This window comes from Caballeronia insecticola (genome assembly GCF_000402035.1).
In the GTDB taxonomy this organism is placed as follows: domain Bacteria; phylum Pseudomonadota; class Gammaproteobacteria; order Burkholderiales; family Burkholderiaceae; genus Caballeronia; species Caballeronia insecticola.
The window spans coordinates 1484195-1501757 of sequence record NC_021287.1; the positions used below are offsets into that span (position 1 = coordinate 1484195).

Below are 17563 nucleotides of genomic sequence, written 5' to 3' on the forward strand. Positions count from 1 at the left end.
CGCACTAACCACATCACTGCAAACACTGCAATCACTGCACTTTCACGAAGCCACGCTGATAAAAACCGGACCCTGCGCTTCGGTGACCGCCAGCATGCCGCGCCCGGTGCGCGGCTTGCCGTACAGATCGGTGACGACCGCGCGTCCGGGCAGGCGCGACACGTCGAGATTCATCACGTTGCCGGCGCCGTAACACCACACGACATACTTCGTCGCGCCGCCGGCCTCGAACTTGAGCACCGCATATTTCTCTTTCTCGTCGATGAACCAGCGCGCGTTCTTCACGCCCGCCGTGAAGCCGAACAGATGCTTCACCGCGTGATACGCCGGCAGCTTCGCGTTGCCCGCATCGAGCAGCCCGAAGTTATGCTCCATCTCGCGCGGGTTCGTGCCGTCGTTGCGCATGTCGTAATACGAGGTCAGGCCGACTTGCGCGATCCAGTTCATCAGAAAGAGCCGCACCGCATACTTCGCCTGACGCGCACGCGCTTCGGGCGAATGACCATCTGCAATGTCCGCTACATATTCGTATGCATAGCTTGGGTATGACCATTCGGTGGCCCACACTTGCGGACGCTTCGCGTAGGTCGAGAGGTCTTCGCGCAATGCCGCGTAGTCGTCGAGCACGGTCTCCGGATATTGCTGGCGATACGGATGCACGCTCACCGCATCCGGTCCGCTGCGCGACTTCGCGGCACTCATGTCGCCGACCGCGCGGATGAAGTCGCGATCGACCTGCTGCACGCCGCCCGTGGCGATCGTCACATCGGGATTGGCCGCGCGCGCCGCGCTCACCGCCGTCTCCAGCAACGCGCGATACGCACGCGGCGACGGCGTCGCGAGCCAGTAATCCTTGTGGTCCTGCTCGTTCCACACCTCGAAGCGCACCGGCGCGTTGCGATAGCGAAACACCGCCTGATACACATACGTGCGGAACGCGGCGAGCTGCGGCGCGGACGTCGGCGGCTGATCCGGGCTGAACATGTAATGCTTGTAGCCGAGGATGAAGAGCGCGCCCAGGCCGCGCGCCGAGAGATTTGAGACGAGCCCGTCGAACGTGCCGAAGTGCCAGCCGTCGGGTGCCTGCACCGCTTCCCAGAACAGGTCGGTGCGCACGAACGAGAAGCCGACATCCTTCACGGCGTCGAGCAGACGCGGATCGTTGATCTCGTGAATCGCGACGCCCGTGTTCGCGCGCGACGCCGCGAACTTCGGTACGGCGGCATACGGCACTTCGGCGGAATTCGCCGCGCCGTCGAGCGTGACCGTCGGCGCGGGCGACGCCGCGAGCAGCGCGCCGCAAAACGCGAGGAGCACGGCAAGCGTCACGCGGCGCGCCATGCGAGGACCGGGGCGCATCACGTCAGATGCCTCCCGAAGCTGCCGCGCGAGGCGTCCAGCAACGCATCGTGATGACGCTCGACGCCCCGCTCATCGACGACAAAGCCATTCGCGCGCATCGACGGATGTGCCGGCATGCGGCTCATCTGGCTGAAGGTTTCCGGCACGCTCTCGCGCAGATAGCGGATCGTGATGCCGAGGAACAGCAGGCAGCCGATGGATTCGCAGATGTCCGTGCTCGCGCAGGCGAACAGCAGATAGAGCAGCATCGCCCAGGAAGCGCGGTCGGTCGGCTCGGCCTTGAGCATCAGACGCACGAGCGCCCAGACCAGCACCAGCGCGCCGAAGAAGCCGAAGCTCGCGACCGCGTAGAGCACCGTGTTGTCCGCATACGCCACGTTGAAGCCGAAGGCGCTCTCGTAGTAGGTTGCCGCCGAACCGAAGCCGCCCGGCCCGAGACCGAGCCAGATGCGGTTGTCCTTGAGCAGCCCTTCGATCAGGAGCGGCCACGTATTCCACATGCGGTCCTGAAACGATGCCAGCGTCGTATAGCCGGTGCCCGCGAGATTGATCGCCGAGGTGGCGAGGAACGTCACGATCGGGAAGGCCACCGCGAAGCCGGCGGCCCACAGGCAGGCGCGCTTGATCGTCGACGAGGCGAGGAAGCAATGCGCGATGACAACGAGCGCAAGCGCAACCGGCGCCGTCTTGTTGGTGGTCGCGTAGACCGCCGCGCCCGCGCATCCGAGCAATGCGAGTTGCAGCAGCTTCGAGCGGGTGCGCATCAGCAGGAAAGTCGTGAGCAGCCCGACCATCAGGCCGGTCGATGCGCTGTCGCGGCCGAAGCCGGTGAGACGCGAGGCGACGCCCACATACGACGACATCGCCACCGAAACGTTGTGGCCGCCCACCGAAACGCTCTGCCCGACCCACGGCATCGGCGAATAGCTGTTCAGCAGCAGCCCGACGAAGCTCAGCGCCGCCAGCACGAAGATGGCCACGCGCGCCCCGCCGCCGTTGAGCAGCGCAAGCGCCTGGGGCGATGCGGTCAGCGCGAAGAGCATCGGCATGACGGTCCAGACCCAGAAGCCGACAGCCTCGGGCGCAACGCCGTGAGACAGCGACACGAAAGACTGCGCGAGCAGATACAGCGCGATGATCGCGTGGCTCGCTTTCGGCCGCTTGAGCAGGATATAGAGCACCCAGGCGAGCATCAGCACCTTGGGCAGATAGGTGGCCGGCGCCGCGCCGACCAGCGATGTGGCATAGCGGATCACGCCCGACAGCACGTCGCTCGCCACGGCGACGATAAAAGTCGCCACCCAGAGTCTGTCTTCCAGCGATGCCCTGTTCATTGAATCCCCGGATGTCCGTGTTCGGATCGTCGTTTCGTTGTTTTTCGCCTGACCGCCGGACGCGTCGTTGTGATGTGCAAGCGTCGTGCGATAGGCGAGTCGAGCCTGGCCGGGCTCGTTGATGTCCGAAAATTACCCGTCCGCTTAATCGCGCTCCGTGCGCGGACGCACGTATGCGCCGGGAGCGAGCGCGGCCAACGTTTGCTGTGTCGGCTGGCGCTCATAAAGCGGTCGCGAAAAGCATCGGGTGGTGCTATCGGGCGGTGCTATCAGGTGATGCTATCGAGCGGCCCGTCGCGCGAAATTTGTCGTACCGCTCCGGGTTTCTCCGATGTGCGGGGCGCCGCGTGTCGCGTGCGCCGTCGTACATTCGGCGCGCGGCCTCAACGATAGGATTGCCGAACAAAGTACAGAAAATGTACTGACTGGTTAGTGCCCGCGACGACGGACACAACTGGACGGGACGGGTTGACAGGAACCCGAAAGCAAAACAAAACAGATTCGCACAACAAGAAACCGCCATGAGCGAGACCAACAGGCACACCGGTAAGCGCACCGACCAGCGCACGGATCAGCACGCGTGGGCAGCATGGCCGCCGGATGGACAGACCGCCATCGGCATCGGCGGCGGCGCGGCTCCGGGAAACCCGCTCAACCTCTGCGCCCGACGAAGCGCGCACGGCACGCACGCGGCCTCCCGTCGCGTTCGACAGCGAAGCTCGCGCCCCTTCCCGTCGCGACGACACGACAGCCATCACGAGAACGCCCGCCGCTGACGCGTCGTCACGCTGCGCATCGATCTGCAAGCCAATCTGCCAGCCAGTCGCAGTTTCACTTACCGCTATATTTCGGGGTGCATATGAAAAAACAAGATCATGACGCGTTGCAGCGCGCGTGCCGGGGCGAACTGGCTGTCTTCGAATCGGTGGTGCCGGAACAGTTGCTTGCCGAGATCAAGTCGAAGCTCGACGTCGCCCATGACGCCACGCCCGATCACAAGCAGTTTTTCACGAGCGCGAAGGACGTGCTCCACACGTTGCGCGAAATCCCGAAGTTCAAGGAACTGGAAAGCGAGTCGGTGCGACTGGCGTCCGACTGGGTCGAGTCGACCTTGAAGGCGAAGGCCGCGATGGGCCCGTGGTTCGGTCTGCGCGTCGGCAGCCCCACGACGGATTCGAACAGCCATTGCCGCCACTACGATTCGCACGTGCTCACGCTCGTGATCCTGCTGCAATCCGCCGACGACGAACGCGCGGGCGATCTCATCGCCTATACCAGGCCGCGCCGTCTGCCGGGCCGCACGCGCAATCTCTTCACCAAAAGCCTGCAGTGGAGCGAGCGCAACATGCCCCTCCCGCTACGCCTCGCGCGAACGCAACGGCATCTCGATCAGGGCATCTGCACGCGTATCAAGGGCAAGCCCGGCAGCGTGTTCGTGTTCAACGGCTTTCTGATGCAGCACTGCAATCTCGACGTGATGAACGGCGAGCGCCGCAGTCTGATCGTTCACTATCTCGATCCGGGACTCTCGATGGGACTCTCCGCCCTCAACCGCTTCCGCCGCGATTTCGCGCCGCCGACCGAGCCGGTGCGCCCGGTCGAGCCCGTCACCGGCATGGACGCGACCTGATCAAATGAAGCGCGTCTCGAGCGTCTGCGGGATCGGCATGCTGCGCGTGAGCGCGCACGTCGGCGTGTCGTGGTGCGGGCCGCGCACGTAACTCTCCAGTTGATCGATGGCGAACTGCTGCTCCTCGATCAAATGCCGCACCATGTCGCCGATCGACACCATGCCGATCAGCCGTCCGCCTTCCATCACCGGCAGATGACGGATGCGGTACCGCGTGATGAGCGCCATGCATTCTTCGGCGCTCGTGCGCAGGCTCACGGACATCACCGGCGCGGTCATGATTTCGCAGACCGTGGTGGTGCGCGAAACCTTGTCCTGCAGGATCACCTTGCGCGCATAGTCGCGCTCGGTGACGATGCCGCACACCGCGTCGCCCACCGTGACCACGAGCGCGCCCACCTGAACCTTCGACATCAACGCGACTGCCTCGAAGACACTCGCTTCGGCATCGATCGTATGCACCGATGCGTCGGACTTCGCTCTCAGGATCTGCTTCACCGTTGCCATTGCCGTTCTCCGTGTTGTCTCTGCTGTCCGCAACGTGCGGGTTGTGCTGCATCTCGCGCATCCGCTCAATCGAAATCGAACAGATCGCCGAGAAATGACTTCTTGCGGCGCGGATGCTCACGCCGCACGCGCGCATCTCCATAGCGGTAATTCTCTTGATGGTGTTCTTCCGTGCGATGCGGCCGCCGCTCGCGCTCCTGCTCGCGCCATTCCGCGCGCTCGGCCTGCACTTCGGCGAGCGCGGCTTGCTCCGCGCGGCGAATCAGCTGATCGAGTTCGCCACGGTCGAGCCAGATGCCGCGGCACTGCGGGCAATAGTCGATCTCGATGCCTTCCCGCACGCTCATCAGCAGCTCGGTCGCCGGACACACTGGGCACTTCATATCGAATCCTTTCTGTTTGCTTTCGATGTAAGCAATGTAGCGAAAGGACGCATATCGAAAAATGCGAAATTACGGGGGAATAGGTTCGTAAAAACCGAAGTTGACGACGTGGGGCGAGAAGCACGACACACTTCGCACCAAATCTGTGCATACAAAAGTTGAAATAATGGAGCTGACTTGCGATCCGTCTCAAAAATGCGCAAGCTTTCGGTCTGAAGCGGCACGCGCCGCACGACAGAACCCAATAGCCAAGGCAATCCCATGTCCGACAGATCCGCGATGAGTGACGAACGCGAAGGCTCCGACGCGCCCGATCTCCTGTATCTCCTGCAAGGCGTCGACGATTTCAGCCGTTTCGTCTTTCCCGACAGCGAAGCGCTGTTCAAGAGCCTCGCGCGTCGGCAGACGCCGCACACGCTGTTCATCACCTGTGCGGATTCGCGCGTGTCGCCGGAGATGATCACGCAGACGCGTCCCGGCGAGCTGTTCGTATGCCGCAACATCGGCAATATCGTGCCGGCTTATGGCGAGATGCTGGGCGGCGTGTCGGCGGTGGTCGAATACGCGGTGCTCGCGCTCAATGTGCGGCAGATCGTGATTTGCGGCCACTCGGATTGCGGCGCGATGAAGGGACTCGCGTCAGGCGCGACCATCGCCGATGAAATGCCGACGGTGCACGCGTGGCTGCGCAATGCGGAAGCGGCGCGCAGCGTCGTGATGGCGCGCAAGCTCGAAGAGGAGCGCATCGTGCATGCGATGGTCGAGGAGAACATCCGCCTGCAGCTGACGCATTTGCGCACGCATCCGGCGGTCGCGGGACATCTCGCGCTCGGCAAGCTGCAGGTTCAGGGCTGGGTGTACGACATCGGGCGCGGCAAGGTGTCGGTGTACGACGAAGCGGAGAGCAGGTTCGAATCGCTCGAAGACGCGCGCCTGCGGATGCTGCGCCGCGCCGCGCGCTAGGCGGCGCGGCGTGCTTCGCGTAAGGGTTGCGTGAGCGTTACTGCACGCCCTTCTTCGCGGCGAGTTCCTGTGCCATTTTCAGGTGCTGCTGAATCGTCGGCAGCGCCTTTTGCGCGGCTTCCTTCAGTTTGGCGTTCTGTCCTTCCTGCGCTTCCTTCTGGAAGACCTGCACCGCCTCCTGATGTCCCTGCACGCCGACCTTCTGGATATACGCGGCATCGAATTCCTTGCCGTGCAGCGCCTTGAGCGATTCGATCGTGGACGGGTCCGAGTTGCTCATCGGCACCGTGACGCCGTGGGGCGCGGCCATCTTCAGCTGAAGCGCGAGCCGCGTGTGATCGATCATCATGTGATGCGCGAAGTCTTTCACGTCCTTGTCCTGCGATTGCTTGGTCGCGAGCTTGGCTGCGTCGATTTCCGTCGATCCCGCCGCGGACGCCGCCTGTACGAAAGCCTTATCCACGGGCGGCAGATCGTTGGCCATCGTCGTGCTGGCTGCCTCGGTCTGCGCGAGCGCGACGGGCGCGGCGGCGACGAGGATGGTCGATGCGAGCGCCGCGAACAGCGTGGCATTGCGTTTCATGAAACCTCCTTAAGTGTCTTGTCGAAAATGACCTTAGTCATGTTTCAGCAATGGCGATGCCACGACGCGTTTTATCAGAGAGACGGCGGATAAGCGATCGATCGCCCCCGACGCGCTTGATAAACTGAAATAACCGAAAAGACTCACCTCCTTTTTGCAAACGGAACCGACATGCCTGTCTACGATTACGAGTGCGCCGGCTGCGGCGCGTTCGAAGCCATGCGCCGCATCGCGGAGCGCGACGAACCCGCCGCCTGCCCGCACTGCGGCGCGACGGCTGCGCGCGTGACCATCGGCGCGCCAAGCGTCGGCGGCGCGGGCGCGTCGGACGGCGGCGCCGAGGAAGCCGGCGGTTACGGCATGCGCCATCGCGGCGGCTGCGCCTGCTGTCCTTAGCAGGTGCGGGCATGGCCATTGCAAAGTCACCCGGACACGCCCCGGTTGCATGGCGGGCGTATGATGCAAGACGACGGTGCTGATGCACGATGCCGCGCGAGGCGGCATGCACCGTCGAATAGCATCTTCATCGCAAGACGTGCGGGTTTCCCGGCCGCAGTTTCATCGCGCAATGACATGATTTGCGCGTTCTGCGTGTTCTGCATGTTCCCAACGAATAACAGGAGGTGATAAGGATGGCGATAGAGTTCAGCGGGCGACGTCATGTCGTGGCGGCAGCGCGAGTCGCATTCGAGGCCAATGTCGATGGCCGCGAGGTCTGGTGCAGCGTTTCTCTCGATGCGCTTAACGATCACTTCGGCAACAACGGGACGTCATCGCACGATTTGCTCTCCGCCTTCGAAGGCGGACGCGTGCAAATCGAAGAGGCGGCGCGGCGCGCGCTCGAGCGCAATCACGGCCAGTCGGTGGAACTGGAAACCAACGATTTCAAGACTTCCCGCAGCATGTGACGCAGCACGGCGGGCGGCCGTTCCGGCTGCCCGCTTCAATCGCGCTTCAATTGACATAGAAGCACTTCAACACGTCGTATAGCCACCAGACCGGACACGGCGTCCGGCAAAAGCCGTCGTAGGCGGCTTCGTGCAGCGTGTCGCGCGGATCGCGCGTGGCATCGGCGGCGAGTGCGATCATCAATTGCGTTTCGACTTCATCGCCCTCGGCGACATCCGCGAACACCTCCCGCAACTGACGCGCGAGCGCATGATCGTGCAACTCGCCGATGAGCGTATCGACAAACAACACTTGTGGCTGCCATTGACGCGCAAAGTGCAACGCGGCGGGCACATCGGCCATTTGCACGGCTTCGAAACCGCGCATGGCGAGCAGCAGCGCGAACGATTCGCCGACGTTCGTTTCGGAATGCGCGATCAACACGCGCCGCGGTCCTCCGAACGTCGTCGTCCGCGGGTTCCATATCTCGCACCGGTTGGTGCGCCTGTCGTACGGTCGTTCTTCCATGGCGGGCCGGCGCGGCGATGGGCGCCGTGCCGGCATCATCCTTTCAGCAAGGACGAGGCCCGCTGTCCGCTTCCGTCTTATCGCACGCGTGCCGATCAACGCGCGGCCAGCAATCCGACGATCAAACCGCCGACCGCCGCCATCGCGATTGCCTTCCACGGGTTGTCATGGACGAAGTCGTCGGTGCCGTCGCTCATGCGGCGATAACGCACCACGAACGCATCCTGCGCGTTGGCGAGCCTGTCGCGCGTGCGCCGTGCGGAGCGCGGCGGCGGATGGAACGTGCTGCCCTTCCCTTCGGCGCGCGCGGCGGCCGGTTGTGCGAGCACGGCCGGACTGTCGCCGCCTTCGAGCACGCTGCCGTGGACGTGATACGGCGCGTTCATCGCCGGCTTGTGCGCTGCGCCGGGTGCGAGCGGTCTCACGTTCGCCTCTGTCGCCTGCGCCATGCCCGGCGCGAGCGCGGCTTCCATGGCGCTCGCCACCGTGCGGCGCGCGAGCGGCGCGTCATCGGATTGAATTGCAGGTGCGCTGCCGTTTGCCTGGTCCATGGCTTTCTCCCGAGTTCACCGCGTCCATCGCGCTGCAAAAAGCGATCTTTCCGATCGATGCAGCAAGGTTCGCACCGAATCGATCCGTCGGCAATCCGGCCGTACGCGTGTCGGCCGAATCTCGAAGATATTTCGGCCGCTTGCTAATCGAACTCGCAATAACCGCGCGGCTTAGTGCAATTTTTTTCACATAACGGTGAGAATTGCTCGTTTGTCGCCGCCCGCGTGCGCGCCTTACGATGCGGGCGTAGAGCGAAGCCAGCCGCATTCCGCACACCGCCGCCGGACGCCGGCCGCACGCATCTTTCGTTTCACGCCGCGCCGAAACGTTGTCCGGCCGCGCACCGATACGATGGCTTCGCGATCCACTCTCAAAACGAAGCCCGCCATGAATCCCGTCAATCTCGCTCAACTGTTCGTGCTCGCCGCGCTGTGGGGCGGCTCGTTTCTGTTTATCCGCGTCGGCGTGACCGATCTCGGCGTCGCGCCGCTGATGGCGCTGCGGGTCGGCATCGGCGCGCTGTTTTTGCTGTCGATGCTCGTCTTTCGCGGCACGCTGCGCACGGCACTCGCCACGATGCGTGAGCGCGCGTGGCCGCTTATCGTCGTCGGCGTGCTGAATTCGGCCGCGCCGTTTTGTCTTTTTGCGTATGCCGAGCTGACGCTGTCGGCGGGCGTGACGTCGGTGATCAACGCGACGACGCCGCTGTGGGGCGCGCTCGTCGCCTTCCTGTGGCTCAACGATCGCCTGACGCGCATGCGCGTCGCCGGGCTCGCGATCGGCTTTGCCGGCGTGCTGGCGCTCGTCTGGGACCAGATGTTCGTCCACGATGCCGCCGCCGCGCCCATTTCCCCGCTGACGACTGCGCTTGCGGCGCTCGCCGCGCTAGGCGCGACGCTCTGCTACGGCATCGCTGCCAGTTACACGAAGCGGCATCTGACGGGTGTCGATTCGCTGACGGTCGCGGCCGGCACGATGAGCGCGGCGACCCTCGTGCTCGCGCCGTTCGCGCTCGTGTGGTGGCCGGTCTCGCCGGTGTCGATGCAATCGTGGGGCGCCGTGCTCGGCCTGGGCGTTGCCTGCACGGGCGTCGCCTACATGATGTTCTTTCACCTCATCGCGGTCGTCGGGCCTGCACGCGCGATCACCGTTACTTTCGTGATTCCGATTTTCGGCATTCTGTGGGGCGCGCTGTTTCTCGGCGAACGCGTATCGGTGGGGATGGCGGCGGCGTGCGCCATCGTACTCGTCGGCACGGCATTGGCGACGGGCGTCGTCAAGCGCGTGCCGCTCGTCCGCGCACGACGCGCGCAATGCGCCGAGGAAGGCAAGGCGTGAAGCACACAAAGCGGACGCGGTTCAGCGCCAGTGGCGAACCAGCGGGCCGTTTTCACCCGCGACGGGATCGCACGGCGGAAACGGCAGCAGTTCCATCGCGGCGCGGGCGGCATCGCTGATCGCGTCGCGCCGGATATCCCATTGCTGGCCGGGCGGATACGCGCCGACCACCTGAAAACGGCGCCCGGCCATCAGCAGGCAGTGGCCGGTCCCGGCGGGCAACACGAGCGCGTCGCCGGCGTTGACGGCAATCTTTCGGCCATGCGGGCCGCCCAGAATCAGCTCCGCGTCGCCCGATGCGATGCCGAGCGCCTCGTGTGCGGTCGAATGAAAGTGGTGATAGTCGAAGACGCCGTCGCGCCATTGCGGCGGCCAGCCGTTCTGCGCGAACAGTGCTTCGAAGCGGGTAGCGCCATCTGCGGCGCGGGGATCGAGATCGAGCGCGCCGCGCCAGAGGAGCACCGGCAGACGCGAATTGTTCGGCACCCAGCCATTCGGCGCCAGCATGAAATGCTCGCAGCGGGCGTTTTGCGCGAGCAGGCTTACAGTTTGTTCGGCCATCGTGCGGTTTCTCCGGAAGTGTCAGAAAAAGCGCAGCAACGGCCGTTCCAAGTGATGAATTCGTGCCTCGGTCCTCAGTGACCGTGCCCGTGGCCGCCCCCGCCCCCGCCCCCGCCGCCGAAGCCGATACCCAGCGACACCGAAGGCGCCGCGTAATAGCCCGGTCCATAGGCATAACCATAGGCCGGCGCGTAGCCATACCCATACGCCGGCGCGGGCGCGTAGCCATACGGCGGCGCATAAACGCAGCCGCCGATGCCCGCGGTCAGCACGAGCGCCAGCGGCACGATCAGCCGGCGCGCGAGCCGCGCCCTGGTGCTAGTTCGAGATGTGTCTTTCACGATGTCTGCTCCCCGGCCACTCGACGCTTACCAGTGGCGATAACCGTAGCCGCCGCGATACGCATGCCAGTCGCGGCGATTCCAGTAGCGATACCCGTCCCAGTAGCGGTCGCCATGCCATCCCACGACGACGGCCGGTCCCGGCGCCACGACAACCGGCGCGGGCTGATACACGACGGCGGGCGGCGCGGCATAAACCGGCGCGGGCGGTGCGACATAAACCGGCGGCGGCGGTGCGACGTACACCGGCGCCGGCGCGGCATAGACGGGAAGCCCGAGATTGATGCCGACGCTCACGCGCGCCATCGCGGCTTCGCACGCGAGACCCGCGCACAGTGCGATGCCGATGCCAACCAGGCCCTTGACGTTCATTTCTGCCTCTTTTGATCAGGCTGAGTAACAAGCTGCGATGAAATTCTCAATAGCCGCCACACGGCCATGAATTCATGTTAGCCGCAGGCATTTGCCGCTGAGTTACAAGCCCTGTAACAGATGTGAATCCTGAAACGAATATGCGGAAATGCGCCAGCCGCCCGGACCGACGCGTGGCGCGCCGTTCGCCCGGCGTCCGGGTTGCGCGCGCCCGCGCCCGCGTGGGATAGTTCCCGCTTCGCTAAAACGGATGACGGGACGATGGACCTGTTGCGAAGCATGAGGATCTTTGCGCGTGTGGCGGAAGCGGCCAGCTTCACGATCGCGGCGCAGCACATGGACATCACGACGGCGCAGGCCTCGCGCGCGGTGACCGAACTCGAGACGCATCTGCGCACGCGTCTTCTGAACCGCACGACACGCCGCGTCGCGCTGACCGACGCGGGAAACCGCTATCTCGCGCGCTGCAAGGAAGTGCTCGAACTCGTCGATCTGTCGGAAGCCGAGGCCGGCGACGCGCAGACTTCGCCGAGCGGCGTGCTGCGCATGCATGCGCCCATCACGTTCGGACATCACTATGTGGTGCCTGCGCTGACGCGCTATCTGGAGCAGCATCCGCAAGTGCGCGTCGAGCTGACGCTGTCGCAACATGTGCCCGACATGCTCGACGAAGGCTTCGACGTTTTCCTGCAAGTCACCACATCCGCCCTTCCCGATTCCGCGCTCGTCTCCACGAAGATTTGCTCGATGCCGAGCGTGCTGTGCGCGTCGCCCGCGTATCTGGAAAAAGCGGGCGCGCCGCACAATCTCGAAGACTTGCCGAGACACGCGTGCCTGCAAATGGTCACGACGTTTTTCCCGATCGACCGATGGATTTTCGAAGGTCCGGGCGGCCCCGTCGCGGTGGATCTGGAACCGGGCCGTCTGCGCGTGAATTCGGCCGATGCGGTCGCCGTCGCGCTGGCGGACGGCCTCGGCATCGCCCCGCTGCCGATGCTCGCCGCGCTGCCGTGGCTGCAAAGCGGCGCGCTCGTGCGCGTGCTGCCCGAGTGGGAACTCCAGACCATGACCATCTATGCGATGTATGCGTCGCGCCAATATCTCGACGCGAAAATCCGCACCTGGGTCGCGTTTTTGCGCGAATACGTCGAAGAGACGCTGGCGAACGAACCCGCCTGCGCCGCCGGCAAAACTTCACATCGTAAGACCAATTAAGTAGTCAGGTGCGTGGCCGAACGCACACAGCCCGCACGCGCGCGCATTCTCTAAACGCGTAGTTGCAAGCATGATTCGGAACACTAAACTGCTTGATGGTGCGCCCGCATTCGTTCCCCACGGTGCAGCGCAACAGAAAGGGGTCGGCCGACATGATCAAGACTCTGCGCGCGGGCGCCGCGTCCCCCGCGCTGCGGCTGTGCGTCGCCACGCTTTTAAGCGCGACGTGCGCGCACGCGCATGCGGGGCCGGGCGGCGCGCACGTCGTCGCGGGGTCCGGATCGGTCACGACGAGCGGCGCCAGCACCACCATCCAGCAGAACAGCAACCGGCTCGCCATCGACTGGAATTCGTTCAGCACGCGGCCCGGCGAGTCCGTCACGTTCAATCAGCCGGGCGCGAACGCGATCGCGCTCAACCGCGTCGTCGGGCCGAGACCGTCGGCGCTGTTCGGCAAGCTGAATGCGAACGGCCAGGTTTTCATCGTCAATCCGAACGGCGTGATTTTCGGGCCGGGCGCGCAGGTCAATGTCGGCGGATTGCTGGCATCGACGCTCAATCTCTCCACCAGCGATTTCATGAGCGGCCATTACGCATTCGCCGACGATGGCCGCCGCGGCTGGCGCGAGCGTCACTGGCATCGCGGTCATGATCGCGACGATGGCGCGGCCGTCGTCAATCTCGGCTCGATCACGAGCGCGCCGGGCGGCTACGTCGCGCTGATCGGGGCGCGCGCGATCAACGCCGGCACGATCAACACGCCCGATGGCGTCGCCGCGCTCGCCGCCGGTGAACGGATCGCGGTCACTTTGGGCGACCACAGCATGATTGGCCTCTCGGTCGAGCGCGGCACGCTCCACGCGCTCGCCGCGAATCACGGACTCATTCAGGCCGATGGCGGCCAGGCGTGGCTCAGCGCGAACGCCGAAGACGCGCTGTTCGCGAGCGTCGTCAACAACACCGGCATCATCCGCGCGCACAGTGCCGTCAGCGAGAACGGCGTGATCCGGCTCGTGGCCGATGGCGGCATCGTGCGCGTCGGCGGCACGCTCGATGCGTCCGCGCCGAACAACGGGAATGGCGGCGTCATCGAGACGTCGGGAACGCAGGTGCGCGTCGCGCAAAACGCGACGATCACCACGGCGGCCGCAGCGGGACACACCGGGACGTGGCGCATTGCGAGCGACTTCGCCGCGCTCGTCGGCTCGGGCAACCGCTTCGACCAGCGCTTCGGCACGATTCAAGGCACGACGCTCTCGCGCGTGCTCGACTCGACCAACGTCAGCATCAGCGCGTCCGCGCCCGCCGGTTTCCAGCCGTTCGGCTTCGTATTGATCGACGGGCCGCTCGCGTGGCGCAGCGCGAACACGCTGTCGCTCGCCGCGCAAAACGGCATCGTGCTCGCGGCGCCGGTCAGCGCGCCGAACGGCACGCTCGCTTTGTCCGCCGGGAGCAGCGCAATCCAGCGCGCGCCGATCGACGCAGCCCGTCTCGCGCTGCAAGGCGGCACGGGGAACTACACGCTGTCGAACGCGGGGAACCGCATCGGCACGCTTGCCGCGAATGCCGCGTCGGTCGTCGTCAACAGCGCCGCGCCGATGACGATCGGCAACGTCGCCGGACTCGCGGGCGTCGCGGCGAGCGGCGCAGTGACGCTCGCGGCGCCGTTGCTTACGCTTGTCGCGCCGGTGTCGAGCCGGGCGAGCGGCACGGCCATCACGCTCGCGTCCGCTTCGCTCGACAATCGCGCGGGCGCGCAGGCACTCGTTACGCCCAACGGCCGCTGGCTCGTCTACTCCGATTCGCCCGACACCGACAATTTCGGCGGCCTGCAAAGCGGCAATCTCGCGCTCTGGGGCGATACATACAACGGCGCCGCCGATGCACGCGCCGCATCGTCCGGCGGCAACCGCTTCGCGTTCACCGCGTTGCAGCAGGTCACGCTCGCGGCGGTGAACCTCGACGTGCCGTTCGACACGCCGCGCACGCTCGGTCCCGACGACGTGACCGTCGCGATGCGCTACGACGGCTCGAACTACGGCCACGCCTTCGCCGACAGCGCGACGGTCCACGAACCGTTCATCTTCACCGTGACGAGCACGGGCGCGGCACCGGGCGCAGCGAGCGGCGAGTACACGATCACGATCACGGCGACGGGCGGCCCGACCGGCTACCGGATCACGACGCAAAGCGGCACGCTGCGCATCGCCGCCGCGCCTCCGCCGCCGTCGCTGCCTCCACCGCCAACGCAGCCGAGCCAGCCGACGCAAGTCACCGGCCCCATCACGCCGCCGCCGCCGCCGCCGCCGCCGACACCGATTCAGCCGGTTCAGCCAAGCGCGCCAGATTCAATCGTGACGACGACGGCGGCGACGCTGCCCGGCATCCTCGATTCGGTGCGCACGGACGCGTCGAATCCCGCGAATCTGAGCGACGCCGCGCCGGGGCTCGAGCCGCAGTCGGCGCCGCTCGTGCAGCAGCGCACCGATTCGTCGAGCGACGGCAGCCGCCTGCCGGACGACGCATGGCCCGGCCACGTATGCCGCATGTGACGCCCAGGCGTGTGCGACGCTTGCGGCCTTCCGCGCGACCGAACCGGCCGGGTCGGGGCACGTCGCGCCGCTTCGCCGCTTTGTTCGCCGCACTGGCCGCGGCCTCCGCCCGCGACATGCACGACGCCCGCGCGCAAGCAATCGCTCAGGTCGCGCAAGTGGCTCCGGCGCTGCCGAACGCGGGCAGCATCCTGCGCGAGCAGCAACAGCAGACGCCCGTCCCGCCGCCGCCATCCGACCTGCGCCTGAACGTGACGCCCGCGCCCCAACCGCCGTCCGCCGCCGCGCCGGGCGGCATCCGCTTCGAGGTGAAAGGCTTCGAATTCACCGGCAACACGATCTTCCCGGCGGCCGAACTGCTCGACGCCGCGCGCACGCTGATCGGCCCGGATCGCTCGCTCGACGATCTCGAAAGCGCCGCGGACCGCGTGAGCGCCTATTACCGCCGGCATGGCTATCTGGTCGCGCGCGCGTATGTGCCGCCGCAGCAGATCGACGGCGGCATCGTGCGGATCGCGGTGAGCGAGGGGCGCTACGGGCGCATCGGGATCGACAACCGGTCGCGCACGCGCGATTCCGTCGTCACGCGCTTTCTCGGCGCGCTGCATCCGGGCGATGTCATCGACGAAAGCGCCCTCACCCGCGCGACGCTGCTCGCGCAGGACGCCGCCGGCACGACGGGCGCGAACGCGACCATCTCGCCGGGCCTGCTGCCGGGCACATCCGACATGACGCTGCAAGTGCCCGCCGCGCGGGCGCTGTCCGGCAGCGTGCAGGCCGACAACTACGGTCAGGCGACGACCGGCACCGCGCGGCTGATCGGCGCGCTGCAATGGAACAATCCGCTCGGCATCGGCGACCAGTTGGGCGCACGGCTGCTCGGCTCGATCACCGGGCAGTTCTACGGCAACATCGGCTATACGGTGCCGGTTGGCGGCAGCGGGCTCGCGTGGGGCGTCGGCTATACGCGCTCGACGTACTCCGTCGGCGGCCAGTTCGACGAACTCGATGCCTACGGCAGCGCCAACGTCTGGTCGACGTTCGTGAGCTATCCGCTGCTGCGCTCGCCTGCGGCGAACCTGTACGCGACGGCGGGCTTCGACCACAAGCTGCTGTCCGATCATCTCGGCGCGTTCGATTCCGTCAGCGACAAGAACAGCGACGTCGGGCGCCTCGCGCTGTCGGGCAATCTCACGCTGGAAAAAAGCATCACGACGTTCGAGACGAGCATTCAGCAAGGCAACTTGCGCTTCAAGTCGCCGCAGGCGGAACAGATCGCCGCGCAGATCGCGGGCTCGTTCACGAAGTTCGTGTTCGCCATGACGCACACGCAGGTGATCGGCGCTCAGTCCAACGGCACGCAGCTGTACTTTTCGCTGACGGGACAGGCGAGCTCGCGCAATCTGGATTCGTCCGAGCAGATTTCCCTCGGCGGTCCGTATGCGGTGCGCGCCTATGCGACCGGCGATGCGCCCGTCGACGAAGCGTATATCGCCACTTTCGAAGTGCGGCAGACGCTCAGGCAGTCGCTCGTGCCGGTGCTGATCACGCTGACGGGCTTCATCGATACCGCCGACGGCAAGGTTGTCGCGCATCCGGTCGCGCCGGGCAGCAATCACGTGCGGCTGTCGGGGCTGGGCGTCGGCGCGACCTTCGCCGCGCCGCACGACGTCCTGCTCTCGATGTCGTATGCGCACACGCTCGGCTATGTCCCGGCGACGCTCGGCACCGGCCACGCGAACCGCTTCTGGGTCGCACTCACGAAGTCCTTTTGAAGTCCTCTTGAGACCGCCATGACGCGCGCCCGACATGTCCTGCTGCTTGTCCTTCTCGCCTTCGCCGCGCGCGGCGTGTGCGCGGCGCCGGTCGCGACGATCACCGCGCTCGTCGGCAACGTCGCGATTCAGGCGGCGGGCGGCGCGCAGCGCGTGGCGACGGTCGGCGGCAACATCGACAACGGCGACACCGTGCAGACCGGCATCGCTTCCGAAATCGTGATGATCTTCACCGACAAACAGCGCGTGTATCTGAAGCCGGGCTCGGTGTTTCGTGTCGACGATTTTCATTACGCCGCGAACGCGCCGCAGGAAGACCGCAGCTTTCTGTCGCTCGTGAAGGGCGGGCTGCGCGCGGTGGACGGGCTCGTGGCGAAGGAAGGCAAGCCCGAGAACTATCGCGTGAAGACGCCGACCTCGACCATCGGCATACGCGGCACCGAATATTCCGTCACCGATTGCGCGAATCTCGATCCCGGCGGCAACGCGGATTGCAAGGGCGATCAGATCGTCGTCTACGACGGGCAGATCGTCATCGTCAATCAGGTGGACCGGCGCATCGTGCGGGCGGGCGAAGGCGCGATCGTCGTGAGTCCGCTGCTGCCCTTTCGCGTGCTGCCGGCGACGCGGGTCACGCCGGTGATTCCGTCGGCGGCGTGCCGCTAGCCGGGACCAGCCG

General features: G+C 65.7%; 19 protein-coding genes. 9 read left to right on the plus strand and 10 right to left on the minus strand.

What is annotated here, in order from left to right:
• Positions 1 to 42: 42 nt before the first annotated feature.
• Positions 43 to 1362 (minus strand): cellulase family glycosylhydrolase, encoded by a 1320-nt coding sequence (locus tag BRPE64_RS06875; RefSeq protein ID WP_044041328.1) that lies wholly within the window; start codon positions 1360 to 1362, stop codon positions 43 to 45.
• The gene (locus BRPE64_RS06880; RefSeq protein WP_193788516.1) at positions 1359 to 2696 is read right to left on the minus strand and encodes an O-antigen ligase family protein; all 1338 of its coding nucleotides are present in this window, start codon (positions 2694 to 2696) and stop codon (positions 1359 to 1361) included. Before BRPE64_RS06880 ends, BRPE64_RS06875 begins: the two co-directional genes overlap by 4 nt.
• An 859-nt stretch (positions 2697 to 3555) precedes the next feature.
• On the opposite strand from BRPE64_RS06880, the gene BRPE64_RS31855 reads away from it, so the two are divergent.
• A complete protein-coding gene (locus BRPE64_RS31855) occupies positions 3556 to 4326 on the plus strand; it encodes a hypothetical protein (protein ID WP_051180311.1) in 771 nt (256 codons plus the stop codon).
• Here the strand turns inward: BRPE64_RS31855 and BRPE64_RS06890 are convergent, their stop codons facing one another.
• Positions 4327 to 4833, minus strand: coding sequence for a CBS domain-containing protein (locus tag BRPE64_RS06890; protein WP_016345343.1), 507 nt, complete (start codon positions 4831 to 4833; stop codon positions 4327 to 4329).
• A 65-nt stretch (positions 4834 to 4898) separates the two neighbouring features.
• Positions 4899 to 5216 carry a TFIIB-type zinc ribbon-containing protein gene (locus tag BRPE64_RS06895; RefSeq protein WP_044041329.1) on the minus strand — a complete coding sequence of 106 codons (318 nt, stop codon included), beginning with the start codon at positions 5214 to 5216 and terminating at the stop codon, positions 4899 to 4901.
• 261 nt (positions 5217 to 5477) lie between these two features.
• On the opposite strand from BRPE64_RS06895, the gene BRPE64_RS06900 reads away from it, so the two are divergent.
• Positions 5478 to 6179 carry a carbonic anhydrase gene (locus BRPE64_RS06900; protein WP_051180313.1) on the plus strand — a complete coding sequence of 234 codons (702 nt, stop codon included), beginning with the start codon at positions 5478 to 5480 and terminating at the stop codon, positions 6177 to 6179.
• Positions 6180 to 6216: 37 nt separating this feature from the next.
• On the opposite strand, the gene BRPE64_RS06905 is transcribed toward BRPE64_RS06900, so the two are convergent.
• The gene (locus BRPE64_RS06905; RefSeq protein ID WP_016345346.1) at positions 6217 to 6762 is read right to left on the minus strand and encodes a DUF4142 domain-containing protein; all 546 of its coding nucleotides are present in this window, start codon (positions 6760 to 6762) and stop codon (positions 6217 to 6219) included.
• 171 nt (positions 6763 to 6933) lie between these two features.
• Between BRPE64_RS06905 and BRPE64_RS06910 the strand changes: the two genes are divergently transcribed.
• Together BRPE64_RS06910 and BRPE64_RS06915 are read left to right on the plus strand one after the other, a co-directional pair.
• Complete coding sequence (locus tag BRPE64_RS06910; protein WP_016345347.1) at positions 6934 to 7158, plus strand: FmdB family zinc ribbon protein; 225 nt, start codon at positions 6934 to 6936, stop codon at positions 7156 to 7158.
• A gap of 236 nt (positions 7159 to 7394) precedes the next feature.
• Positions 7395 to 7670: a DUF1488 family protein gene (locus tag BRPE64_RS06915; RefSeq protein ID WP_044041331.1), complete on the plus strand. Its 276-nt coding sequence runs from the start codon at positions 7395 to 7397 to the stop codon at positions 7668 to 7670.
• A 46-nt stretch (positions 7671 to 7716) separates the two neighbouring features.
• Here the strand turns inward: BRPE64_RS06915 and BRPE64_RS06920 are convergent, their stop codons facing one another.
• Both BRPE64_RS06920 and BRPE64_RS06925 read right to left on the minus strand, forming a co-directional pair.
• Positions 7717 to 8094 carry a response regulator transcription factor gene (locus BRPE64_RS06920; RefSeq protein WP_016345349.1) on the minus strand — a complete coding sequence of 126 codons (378 nt, stop codon included), beginning with the start codon at positions 8092 to 8094 and terminating at the stop codon, positions 7717 to 7719.
• A 179-nt stretch (positions 8095 to 8273) separates the two neighbouring features.
• Positions 8274 to 8729 carry a DUF883 family protein gene (locus tag BRPE64_RS06925; protein ID WP_016345350.1) on the minus strand — a complete coding sequence of 152 codons (456 nt, stop codon included), beginning with the start codon at positions 8727 to 8729 and terminating at the stop codon, positions 8274 to 8276.
• A 388-nt stretch (positions 8730 to 9117) separates the two neighbouring features.
• Here BRPE64_RS06925 and BRPE64_RS06930 point away from each other — a divergent pair, with 388 nt between their 5' ends.
• A complete protein-coding gene (locus tag BRPE64_RS06930; protein ID WP_016345352.1) occupies positions 9118 to 10068 on the plus strand; it encodes a DMT family transporter in 951 nt (316 codons plus the stop codon).
• Positions 10069 to 10089: 21 nt separating this feature from the next.
• Here the strand turns inward: BRPE64_RS06930 and BRPE64_RS06935 are convergent, their stop codons facing one another.
• The 3 genes from BRPE64_RS06935 to BRPE64_RS06945 form a co-directional block, all read right to left on the minus strand.
• The gene (locus tag BRPE64_RS06935) at positions 10090 to 10629 is read right to left on the minus strand and encodes a cupin domain protein (protein WP_016345353.1); all 540 of its coding nucleotides are present in this window, start codon (positions 10627 to 10629) and stop codon (positions 10090 to 10092) included.
• 74 nt (positions 10630 to 10703) lie between these two features.
• Entirely contained in the window at positions 10704 to 10970 is a 267-nt protein-coding gene (locus BRPE64_RS06940) for a hypothetical protein (protein WP_232519197.1), read from the minus strand.
• 27 nt (positions 10971 to 10997) lie between these two features.
• A complete protein-coding gene (locus BRPE64_RS06945; protein ID WP_016345355.1) occupies positions 10998 to 11342 on the minus strand; it encodes a hypothetical protein in 345 nt (114 codons plus the stop codon).
• Between the two features lie 261 nt (positions 11343 to 11603).
• Here BRPE64_RS06945 and BRPE64_RS06950 point away from each other — a divergent pair, with 261 nt between their 5' ends.
• From BRPE64_RS06950 to BRPE64_RS06965, 4 genes are all read left to right on the plus strand, one after another.
• Positions 11604 to 12557, plus strand: a complete 954-nt coding sequence (locus BRPE64_RS06950) for a LysR family transcriptional regulator (protein WP_016345356.1) — start codon at positions 11604 to 11606, stop codon at positions 12555 to 12557.
• Positions 12558 to 12709: 152 nt separating this feature from the next.
• On the plus strand, positions 12710 to 15109 hold the full coding sequence (locus BRPE64_RS06955; RefSeq protein WP_232519198.1) for a two-partner secretion domain-containing protein: 2400 nt from the start codon (positions 12710 to 12712) through the stop codon (positions 15107 to 15109).
• A gap of 116 nt (positions 15110 to 15225) precedes the next feature.
• Positions 15226 to 16884 carry a ShlB/FhaC/HecB family hemolysin secretion/activation protein gene (locus BRPE64_RS06960; RefSeq protein WP_232519199.1) on the plus strand — a complete coding sequence of 553 codons (1659 nt, stop codon included), beginning with the start codon at positions 15226 to 15228 and terminating at the stop codon, positions 16882 to 16884.
• 18 nt (positions 16885 to 16902) lie between these two features.
• On the plus strand, positions 16903 to 17550 hold the full coding sequence (locus tag BRPE64_RS06965; RefSeq protein WP_016345359.1) for a FecR family protein: 648 nt from the start codon (positions 16903 to 16905) through the stop codon (positions 17548 to 17550).
• Positions 17551 to 17563: the final 13 nt, after the last annotated feature.

What these genes read in the sequence shown, in the direction of transcription:
- BRPE64_RS06935 (WP_016345353.1), bottom strand. Translation starts at nt 10,629, where the DNA reads ATGGCCGAACAAACTGTAAGCCTGCTCGCGCAAAACGCCCGCTGCGAG.
- BRPE64_RS06890 (WP_016345343.1), bottom strand. Translation starts at nt 4,833, where the DNA reads ATGGCAACGGTGAAGCAGATCCTGAGAGCGAAGTCCGACGCATCGGTG.
- BRPE64_RS06960 (WP_232519199.1), top strand. Translation starts at nt 15,226, where the DNA reads ATGCACGACGCCCGCGCGCAAGCAATCGCTCAGGTCGCGCAAGTGGCT.
- BRPE64_RS06915 (WP_044041331.1), top strand. Translation starts at nt 7,395, where the DNA reads ATGGCGATAGAGTTCAGCGGGCGACGTCATGTCGTGGCGGCAGCGCGA.
- BRPE64_RS06905 (WP_016345346.1), bottom strand. Translation starts at nt 6,762, where the DNA reads ATGAAACGCAATGCCACGCTGTTCGCGGCGCTCGCATCGACCATCCTC.
- BRPE64_RS06910 (WP_016345347.1), top strand. Translation starts at nt 6,934, where the DNA reads ATGCCTGTCTACGATTACGAGTGCGCCGGCTGCGGCGCGTTCGAAGCC.
- BRPE64_RS06895 (WP_044041329.1), bottom strand. Translation starts at nt 5,216, where the DNA reads ATGAAGTGCCCAGTGTGTCCGGCGACCGAGCTGCTGATGAGCGTGCGG.
- BRPE64_RS06900 (WP_051180313.1), top strand. Translation starts at nt 5,478, where the DNA reads ATGTCCGACAGATCCGCGATGAGTGACGAACGCGAAGGCTCCGACGCG.
- BRPE64_RS06880 (WP_193788516.1), bottom strand. Translation starts at nt 2,696, where the DNA reads ATGAACAGGGCATCGCTGGAAGACAGACTCTGGGTGGCGACTTTTATC.
- BRPE64_RS06955 (WP_232519198.1), top strand. Translation starts at nt 12,710, where the DNA reads ATGATCAAGACTCTGCGCGCGGGCGCCGCGTCCCCCGCGCTGCGGCTG.
- BRPE64_RS31855 (WP_051180311.1), top strand. Translation starts at nt 3,556, where the DNA reads ATGAAAAAACAAGATCATGACGCGTTGCAGCGCGCGTGCCGGGGCGAA.
- BRPE64_RS06925 (WP_016345350.1), bottom strand. Translation starts at nt 8,729, where the DNA reads ATGGACCAGGCAAACGGCAGCGCACCTGCAATTCAATCCGATGACGCG.
- BRPE64_RS06945 (WP_016345355.1), bottom strand. Translation starts at nt 11,342, where the DNA reads ATGAACGTCAAGGGCCTGGTTGGCATCGGCATCGCACTGTGCGCGGGT.
- BRPE64_RS06965 (WP_016345359.1), top strand. Translation starts at nt 16,903, where the DNA reads ATGACGCGCGCCCGACATGTCCTGCTGCTTGTCCTTCTCGCCTTCGCC.
- BRPE64_RS06930 (WP_016345352.1), top strand. Translation starts at nt 9,118, where the DNA reads ATGAATCCCGTCAATCTCGCTCAACTGTTCGTGCTCGCCGCGCTGTGG.
- BRPE64_RS06950 (WP_016345356.1), top strand. Translation starts at nt 11,604, where the DNA reads ATGGACCTGTTGCGAAGCATGAGGATCTTTGCGCGTGTGGCGGAAGCG.